Below are 5,474 nucleotides of genomic sequence, written 5' to 3'. Positions count from 1 at the left end.
GCACTATCGCGACGGCCGCCGCGATGGCGACCGTCCCCCTGATCCGGCACGAGCGCCGTCGTCGCGATACCACCTGTGCCACATTAGCTTTCGATCCCGTCCGGGAAACGGCGAATGCCGGTCACCCCGAGGGGTGACCGGCATTCGGGCTATCGGAAGATCAGATCGCGTGCAGCGCCTGCAGGATGCCGATGCGGGACTTCCACAGCTCGGCCTCCCAGTACTTCCAGGAGTGGGTGCCGGTGGCCGGGAAGTCGAAGTCCGCCGGGATGCCCAGCTGCGCCAGGCGGGCCTGGAACGAGCGGGTGTTGAGCAGGCAGACCGCCTCGATGCCCATACCGACGCCGGTGTCGAACACCGCGCCGACATTGGCCGGCCGGTCGAACTCACCGGGCAGCGCGCCACCGGCCGAGATACGCATCGGCAGGCCACGCAGCTGCGGAGCGAACACGAACGGATCCATGCGCAGCCACTGCGGGCTCCACGGCGGCGCCATCGAGTCGATGTTGTAGGCGCCCCAGCGCAGGACGGCCACGCGCAGGGCCTCCCGCATACCGGGGGCGGAGACGTTCAGCGCGCCGGAGTACGAGCCGGCCCACTTGAACTGGTCGCGGTGGAAGGCGGCCAGCGCGAGCGCGGCGCCACCGCTCATCGACAGACCGACGACCGCGTTGTTGGTGCGGGAGACGCCGTAGCCCTCGAGGAAGGCGGGCAGCTCCTTGGTCAGGAAGGTCTCCCACTTGTAGGTGAACTTCTGGCCGTTGGTGTTACTCGGGGCCAGCCAGTCGGTGTAGAAGCTGGACTGACCACCGACCGGCATCACCAGGGTGATGTCGTCGTTCGAGAACTGCTGGTTGGCGTTGGTCTCGAAGCTCCACGCGTTGCGGTCGTCACGCGCGGCCATGCCGTCGAGCATGTAGAGCGCGCCGTTGCCGCCGTTGCGGGCCCACTGGACCTGGACCTTGATCGGGCCCATGCTCGAGGGAACCATCAGGTCCTCGGTGGCGCCCGGGTTCATCCGGTGGGTGATGCCATGAGCGGGCAGGGCCTGCGCCGGAGCGCCGCCCACCACCACCGGCAGTGCGAGAGCGGCGACCGATGCGACCAGCGTCCGCCTCATCCATGTACCCGCACCGCGTGTCGGACGCGCCGCAGTACTCCCCCCGTTCCTGCCGAACCTCATGAATCCTGCTTTCTTTTACTCCGGCTACTTCGCTGCTGACGGCCAACCCGCCCCATGAGTGCAGCCGACATCGGCCGCGACATCACCGGACAGCGAGATCCCCGACAACCTCATCAGATTGGTTCCGCGTGACAATATGTCACGGAGCCCACTCTCGGCAACAGGACCGAATGATCTTTCGGCACAATGAGAAACACGCCGACTCGCGAGTGTCGCGGCACTGGCGGGAACCGCATCCGACGCGTACACGAACTCGCATTTCGCCTATGCACAAACAGCGATTCAGCACCAGTGACGTGTGTCACTCACCCGTCTATTCGCCATTCCTATGACAACAGCTCAGCCGGTAATCGGCAGCCCCCAATCCCGCCGGCCGGCAATGTCTCCGATGCACGGGCAATGCCTCGCACACGATCCGACCAGGCACAACAAAACAGCGGCATGAGACTCGGTCTCATGCCGCTGATCGAACATCGGGCGAACTCGTTCGAAGCGTGTTGCGGTGGCGCGGATTTCGAACGTCAGCCGATATTCGCCGACATGTCCGGAATCATCCGGTACGCGTTGTCCTGCCAGTTGGTCCACGCGTGCACCCCGGCGGGCGGGAAGTCGTAGACCACGTTGCTCGCGCCCAGCGTCATCATGCGGACCTGGAACGCGCGGGTATTGGCCAGCGCCAACGCCTCCAGCGGGGTGCCGCGGACGATGCGGTCGGCGGCCGCGCCGATCGGTATCTGGAGGTCTTGCTGCATCGGCAGGCCGCTGCCGGCCGCGACCCAGACGCGGGTGTTGTTCGCGATCAGGGTGGGCGCGAAGACGAAGGGATCCATGCGCAACCACTGCGGACCCCACGGCGGCGCCATGCAGTCGACGTTGTAGCCGCCGGCGTCGATCATGGCCGCGCGAATGCCCTCGCGCATACCCGGCGCGGAAATGTTCAGATAACCGGAGAATGATCCGGCGAAACTGAATTGGTCGGGGTGGTACGCCGACAGCGTGAGCGCGGCACTGCCGCCCATCGACAATCCGAACACCCCATTGCGATTCGGATTGAAGCCCAGGCGATCCCGCAATCCCCAGCGCAGCTGATTGGTGAGCAGCGATTCCCAGGTGTAGCGGTAGCTCTTGCCCTCACCGCCGCCCAGCGCCTCGGTCATGCCGGATCCGGAATTCGGCGCGGACGAGCCACTGCCGGGTGCGAGGCCGAAGAAGGAACTGGGTGAATCCCAGTCCGCGTAGAAGCTGGACTGGCCGCCGACCGGCATCACCACATTGATGTTCCAGCTCTGCAGGACCTCGGCGACATTGGTGTTGATCTCCCAGCCGTTCAGGTCGCCCTGGGCGCGTTCACCGTCGAGCACGTAGACGACGCGGTTGGTATTGCCGTCGGCGGCTCGGAAGATCCGGGACTTGATCGGGCCCATCTCGGGAGAATCGACCCAGAAGTCGAATCCGGAGGGATTGAAACCGGCTGATGCGGGCGGGGAGACGACCACCCCGGCGCCTAATGGCAGCAGCATCGCCGTCGCGATACCCAGCACAGTTCGTTTGAAGCCACGCACCAGCATCGACCCAGCCTCTCATCGGAGCACAGACGATCCAGCAGAACGATCTTCTCTTCGAAACTGCTCAAGTATCGGACGTCCGCGTCGGCGTGTCGGGCGTGTCGACGCACGAGTCCCCCGGGCGAGTCCAGATCTTGACCTACGCCCGGGGGACTTTACGCGCTGAGCGCGGTTTTCTAGCCGATGTTGTTGGAAAGGTCCGGGATCATGCGGTAGACCTCGGCCTCCCAGTTCCGCCAGTTGTGCACACCGCTGGCCGGGAAGTCGTAGGTGACGTTCTGCGCGCCCAGGGTGGCCATCCGGACCTGGAAGGCCCGGGTGTTGGCGAGCGCGAGCGCCTCCAGCGGCATGCCCTGGACCACCGACATGACGCCGGAGACGTCACCGGCGGCCGGGACTGCGCTGGCGGCGGAGATCCACAGGCGGGTGTTGTTGGCGATCAGGCGCGGCGCGAACACGAACGGGTCCATGCGCAGCCACTGCTGACCCCACGGCGGGGCCATCGAGTCCACGTTGTAGCCGCCGGCGTCGATCATGGCGACGCGGATGGCCTCACGCATGCCCGGCGCGGAGACGTTCAGGTAGCCGGAGAACGAGCCCGCGTAGCTGAACTGGTCCGGGTGGTAGGCGGCCAGGGTCAGCGCGCCCGAACCACCCATGGACAGGCCGAACACGCCGTTGCGGTTGGGGTTGAAGCCCAGCCGGTCGCGCAGCGCGTTGCGGAGGTCCTGGGTGATGAAGGTTTCCCAGGTGTAGCGGTAGCTCTTGCCCGGGCCGCCGGCGAACAGGCCGAACGCGCCGGAACCCGACTGCGAGCCCGAGGCGGAGCCCGAGGAGGAACCGGCCGAGCCGCTGCCGCCGCCGATGCCGAGGATGGAGCTGGGCTCGGCCCAGTCGGCGTAGAAGCTGGACTCGCCGCCGACCGGCATGACCACGTTGATGTTCGCGGCGGTCAGCGCGCGGACGACCTCGGTGTCGTTCTCCCAGCCATTGAGGATCTGGGTGGCACGCATACCGTCGAGGGCGTAGACGACGCGGGCGGTGTTGCCGTCCGCGGCGCGGAACACGCGGGTCTTGACCGGGCCCATGCTGGCCGAGTCGACCCAGAAGTCGAACCCGTCGGGGTTGAAGGCCGCGTGCGCGACCCCGCCGACCCCGGCCACCGTCGCGCCCAGGGGAACCATGAGGGCCGCGGCGAGCCCGAGTGCCGATCGTTTCAACCATCCGCCGCCCAGTGATGGACGTCTAACCCACTCGCCTCGCATGCCTTTGTCCGGCCTTTCGTGTCCTGTTCATATCCGTGCAATTCCCGCCGGTCCGTCATCTCCCGGCGGAAGGTCTCGGGGAGCCTATCGTGCATTGGAGAGGTGTTCGTTATCGGTTTGTGACAGAAGTGACCGGCGCCACTATTCGGTGGAAAAGTGCCCTGAGCTGCTCATTGATACAGGACTCGAGACAAAGGGACGTGCGTCAGCCGATATGAGATGACAAATCCGGCAACTGCTTGATGAGTTGCGGCTCCCAGGTGTGCCAGTTGTGAATGCCGGTGGGCGGGAAGTCGTAGGCGACATTTCCGAGACCGACAACGGCCAAGCGGGCCTGGAACATCCGGGTGCTCGCCAGCGCCACCGCCTCGATGCCCATGCCTTCCTTGGTCGCCATCGCGGAGATGTCACCGCCGCCCGGAATGGCGCTCGCCGCGGAGATCCACAGCCGGGTGTTGTTGGCCTTCAACCGCGTTGCGAACACGGCCGGGTCGAGGTGCTGCCATTTGGACTCCGACGAAGCCAGGGCATCCACGTTGTAGCCACCGCAGTCCAGCATCGCGGCGCGGATCGCCGCCCGCATGCCGGGCGTGCTCATATTCGGCACACCCGAATTCGAACTGGCGTAACTGAACTGGTCGGGATGAAAGGCCGCCAGCATGAGCGCGGCGCTGCCGCTCATGGACACGCCGACCACGCCGTTGCGGTTCGGGCTGAAGCCCAGCCGATCCCGCAGCGCGTTGCGCAGGTCGCTGGTGATGAAGGTTTCCCACTTGTAGGTGTAGGACTTGCCCGGACCACCCGAGAACACCGACGAGGCGCCGGAACCGGTCACGTCGCCCGGCGCGGTGCCGGGCTTCATGCCCAGGAAGGTGCTGGGCTGGGTCCAGTCGGCGTAGAAGCTGGACGCGCCGCCGACCGGCATCACCACATTGATATTGGCGTCCATCAACGCCTGGGCGACGTTGGTCTCGATCTCCCAGCCGTTGAGGTCCTCGCGGGCGCGCATGCCGTCGAGCAGGTAGACCACGCGATTGGTATTGCCGTCATTGGCGCGGAAGACGCGCGACTTGATCGGGCCCATCGCGGAATCCACGTAGAAATCGAAACCGGCCGGATTCAGAGCCGCCTGCGCGGTGCCGCCGGCGCCGGCGACCGATGCCCCGAACGGCAGCATCAGCGCCATGGCCAGGCCGAATGTCGTCCTCGTGAACCACGCTCGCCGCGGTCGAGTTCCCCGTTTTGCACCCACAGTGGCAGCGCTAGGCATCGTGTTGTTCCGGCCCTTCCAAACTCATGACATCCGCTGTGACACATAGGAAGATCACCCGCAGCGGCCTGCCGAGAAGCGTATCGCGGAACCCCCTGCCAGGCGTTACCTAATTGAGACAGAATTTCAAACTTTATCTTCAGTTCGTGACAAAACGCCCAAATCAATTGGAGTACAGCGCACAGCAGCCC

Annotated in this window: 4 protein-coding genes; all 4 read right to left on the bottom strand. The window is 65.6% G+C overall.

The genetic code is table 11. The features are described 5' to 3' along the window. Positions 1–160: 160 nt before the first annotated feature. Positions 161–1,120, bottom strand: a complete 960-nt coding sequence (locus ACFV4K_RS34495; RefSeq protein ID WP_357275140.1) for an alpha/beta hydrolase family protein — start codon at positions 1,118–1,120, stop codon at positions 161–163. Between the two features lie 584 nt (positions 1,121–1,704). Next, on the bottom strand, positions 1,705–2,751 hold the full coding sequence (locus ACFV4K_RS34490) for an alpha/beta hydrolase (protein WP_379280509.1): 1,047 nt from the start codon (positions 2,749–2,751) through the stop codon (positions 1,705–1,707). A gap of 173 nt (positions 2,752–2,924) precedes the next feature. Beyond that, the gene (locus tag ACFV4K_RS34485; RefSeq protein ID WP_379280507.1) at positions 2,925–4,013 is read right to left on the bottom strand and encodes an alpha/beta hydrolase; all 1,089 of its coding nucleotides are present in this window, start codon (positions 4,011–4,013) and stop codon (positions 2,925–2,927) included. 205 nt (positions 4,014–4,218) lie between these two features. Continuing rightward, positions 4,219–5,199 carry an alpha/beta hydrolase gene (locus ACFV4K_RS34480; protein ID WP_379280505.1) on the bottom strand — a complete coding sequence of 327 codons (981 nt, stop codon included), beginning with the start codon at positions 5,197–5,199 and terminating at the stop codon, positions 4,219–4,221. Between the last annotated feature and the right edge of the window lie 275 nt (positions 5,200–5,474).

The organism is Nocardia sp. NPDC059764, from assembly GCF_042732555.1.
In the GTDB taxonomy this organism is placed as follows: domain Bacteria; phylum Actinomycetota; class Actinomycetes; order Mycobacteriales; family Mycobacteriaceae; genus Nocardia.
Note: the sequence above shows the minus strand (reverse complement) of the source record. Positions and strands in the feature narration are given on the sequence as shown.

Excerpts from the sequence above, each read along its gene's own strand:
- ACFV4K_RS34490 (WP_379280509.1), bottom strand. The coding sequence starts at position 2,751 with ATGCTGGTGCGTGGCTTCAAACGAACTGTGCTGGGTATCGCGACGGCG.
- ACFV4K_RS34485 (WP_379280507.1), bottom strand. The coding sequence starts at position 4,013 with ATGCGAGGCGAGTGGGTTAGACGTCCATCACTGGGCGGCGGATGGTTG.
- ACFV4K_RS34480 (WP_379280505.1), bottom strand. The coding sequence starts at position 5,199 with ATGGCGCTGATGCTGCCGTTCGGGGCATCGGTCGCCGGCGCCGGCGGC.
- ACFV4K_RS34495 (WP_357275140.1), bottom strand. The coding sequence starts at position 1,120 with ATGAGGCGGACGCTGGTCGCATCGGTCGCCGCTCTCGCACTGCCGGTG.